This is a genomic window from Sediminibacterium sp. GW821-FHT12F12 (assembly GCF_058806635.1).
This window is the reverse complement of the sequence record NZ_JBXAPW010000026.1, coordinates 1-2530: the sequence shown is the minus strand read 5'-3', so window position 1 is coordinate 2530 and position 2530 is coordinate 1. Positions and strand designations below refer to the sequence as shown.

Genomic DNA, 2530 nt, shown 5'->3' with positions numbered 1-2530 from the left:
TACGTTTAACGTACTGATTTGATGCACTTTGTGACATAACGACTGTTTTTGTGTATCGCTATTTCAGGACGGGACACGCTTTTAACCGCGCCCTTGCTTAGCGAGAGTATATTTTCTCGCCAAGGCGCAAAGGCGCGGTTGTTATTGTTGGAATTTGTTCGCGTAAGGCGGCCGCACAGCCCAGCTCTGTTTGTTGGAGGGGCGGATCACCAGCCAGTAGAAGAAAAGAACAGCAAGGGCAACTGTGAAAGTTCTTACTATCCAGAAAGGAAGAGAAGCACTCAGGTCTATCAGAAAACCATCCTCCTTAAAATCGCCCATACCAAATAAAGCGGGCAAACGGTACCAGTAATAACAGGACACTCCGGTCGCAGCAAACAAGCCACTCAGTTTTTTTTCGCTGCCGGGAACCACCAGCTCCGCAAAAATGGCATAGATAGATAAGGTAAGCAACATACCCATCAGCGGCATTTCGTACACACCGGGAAAAGCGTTGACGCCGGCAACATAAGCATGGTCCGGTACATGAAACCATCCCCAGATAAAACCGGGCAGTCCACCCACAATCAGCCAGCCGCTCAGTTTGTGGTAAATGGTTTTTACAGAAGCGGAAGGATGGATATTGGGTGTTGAGTCCGGACAGGGCACTACACAGTTCATACATTTATCGCAATGGGCATTGGGTACAGTGAATGCCACATTACTGCCATATAGTTTTTCAACAGGATGTATGGGGCAGAGACCGGAACACCAGGCACTTTTCCATTCGTAAAAAAAGCCCAGGGTAATGCCTACGCTGGTTAATGCCACAATGAGCAAACCGGTAGCAACCCCATTCGTATTAAACACAGCGTGGCGTAAGGGAACGATACTATATAATAACAATACACTTACCAGATTCAGCTTACCCAGTTGTGAAGCGGATAGTTTTTTTCTTTGTGAGAGGCCCCAATGGCGGGGTAGTAAATTAGTGGTGGCGAGTGGACAAACATTACGCCATACACCCGCAGCAAATACAAACAATGCCGGTGCCACCGGAATCAGTATATGCCAGAACAACAATAAACCGATGTTGGGGAAGAGAAACAAACTCAGCAAAATACCCGCACCCACCAACCATACCGCTGTTTGGGCAAGTCGCCAGTAAAAAATAGTACGGGCAGAAAATGGATTCCCCTTGGGGATGGTTACAAAAGGATCAGACATACCGCTTAGCTAACAGGATAATGAAAACTGTGTACGGCAGGCAAATTAGAATAAGCCATTTTCACAAAAGATGATTTTGGTCAGGTTGTTAAAATTGAGGAAACGACTAAACCGGCAGGCTTATCTGGAGATAGTTTATCCGGCTGAATCGTTGTTGTATGACCTGCCAAACGCTTCGTTTATCAGGTAATAACCTGCTCAGAATAAGCGGTTTTCAGCCGCTCGTCCGGAATTTTAGCAAAATTTGCAGGATATTACTATTACTTTTGCTCTGTCTTAGTACATGAAAAAGCTTCTCGTCATCATATTAGCCCTTGTGCATCTGAGCGCCTCTGCTGGCGTTACCATGCATATGCATTATTGCATGGGCAAAGCGGCGGGATGGGGTTTTACGAGTAAAAAAGACAAGACCTGCGATAAATGCGGTATGGCCAAAACCAATCAAAAAGGGAAGGGCTGCTGCAAAGACGAGCAGAAATTTGTAAAGAACACCATCGATCAGAAAGCCGCCACGGCTGCCTACCAGCTCACCCAGCTGGAAGCCGATGCGGTTCCTGTATCTGTATTTCAGACACCCGTGATCAACCTTTCTTCTGTAACAGAAGAAAATCCTACCAGTAATGCTCCTCCCGACAGGGGCCTGGCGGTTTACCTGCGTAACCGCGTTATCCGTATTTAATTTTTTTCCTGTTCTATGCGCCGGGCAATCATTGCCGGGCTTTGGGCGTTTCTATCACGGCCCCGTTCCCGTATTTATTTATCATCTATAAAACCGACACCATGAAAAAGATCAAAATGCTCTTGATGGCAGCTTTCACCATCGTATCCGTAACTGTATTTGCACAGGACAACAAACACTATGTATGCCCCATGCATGCCGATGTTACCAGCAACAAACCCGCCAAATGTTCCAAATGCGGTATGAATCTGAAAGAGACCCCAAAAGAAGCAGCCTATGTATGCCCCATGCATGCGGATGTTACCAGCGATAAACCCGGTAAATGTTCCAAATGCGGCATGAACCTGAAAGAGAATAAAAAAGCAGTGGCCGCTTCTTATGTATGTCCTATGCACGCAGATGTTACCAGCGATAAACCCGGTAAATGTTCTAAATGCGGTATGGCATTAAAAGAGAAAAAAGGATAAGGATAACGTGTTGTGCTATTCGATAATTCCAAATTTCTATGGTTAGAAAAATAAAACCGCCAATTCGGGGTGATCGAAGAAAACTTTCTAATCAGTCCGCTTTAGAAGCTGTTTAAAATTTACCATAAACTGTTGAGCATTTGTCGTATTGCAGATAGCTCTATAACTGCTTCGGCAG

General features: G+C 45.5%; 3 protein-coding genes. 2 read left to right on the top strand and 1 reads right to left on the bottom strand.

The window, feature by feature from the left end; all coding sequences use genetic code 11:
* Window positions 1-141: 141 nt before the first annotated feature.
* Window positions 142-1206 (bottom strand): hypothetical protein, encoded by a 1065-nt coding sequence (locus AC1RNB_RS18530; protein WP_493085242.1) that lies wholly within the window; start codon window positions 1204-1206, stop codon window positions 142-144.
* A 283-nt stretch (window positions 1207-1489) separates the two neighbouring features.
* On the opposite strand from AC1RNB_RS18530, the gene AC1RNB_RS18525 reads away from it, so the two are divergent.
* Together AC1RNB_RS18525 and AC1RNB_RS18520 are read left to right on the top strand one after the other, a co-directional pair.
* On the top strand, window positions 1490-1885 hold the full coding sequence (locus AC1RNB_RS18525; RefSeq protein ID WP_493085240.1) for an HYC_CC_PP family protein: 396 nt from the start codon (window positions 1490-1492) through the stop codon (window positions 1883-1885).
* Window positions 1886-1986: 101 nt separating this feature from the next.
* Complete coding sequence (locus tag AC1RNB_RS18520; RefSeq protein ID WP_493085238.1) at window positions 1987-2352, top strand: heavy metal-binding domain-containing protein; 366 nt, start codon at window positions 1987-1989, stop codon at window positions 2350-2352.
* Window positions 2353-2530 lie beyond the last annotated feature (178 nt).